This is a genomic window from Paraburkholderia sp. SIMBA_054 (assembly GCF_046534875.1).
Taxonomy (GTDB): domain Bacteria; phylum Pseudomonadota; class Gammaproteobacteria; order Burkholderiales; family Burkholderiaceae; genus Paraburkholderia; species Paraburkholderia hospita.
In genome coordinates this window covers 1-273 of record NZ_JAWRXV010000759.1, presented here as the reverse complement: position 1 = coordinate 273, position 273 = coordinate 1, and the positions used below count along the sequence as shown (strand labels likewise).

Below are 273 nucleotides of genomic sequence, written 5' to 3'. Positions count from 1 at the left end.
GCTGTAGCCTTCAACCTTGCCTGCCACGAGCGCTTGTGAAGATGGGTAGAGCAGTGGGATGACTGGAACCTCTTTCAGCAGAATACGCTCTGCCTGAGCAAGGGTTTCAGCCCGCGCTCTGGTGTCGTCATCGTTTCCGATCTTATAATCAGTGCGTCATAATCCTTGTTCGACCAATCGGAATTATTGAAATAATTGTCGGTCGTGAACATGCTCAGGAAGGAATAGGTGTCGTTGTAATCGCCGATCCATGCCTGATAGGCAAAATCATAC

1 pseudogene is annotated in these 273 nt (G+C 49.1%); it reads right to left on the bottom strand.

Annotated elements, in window-relative coordinates:
- Positions 1 to 74: 74 nt before the first annotated feature.
- Positions 75 to 273: pseudogene (locus SB822_RS57145) on the bottom strand (hypothetical protein); the annotation flags it as partial.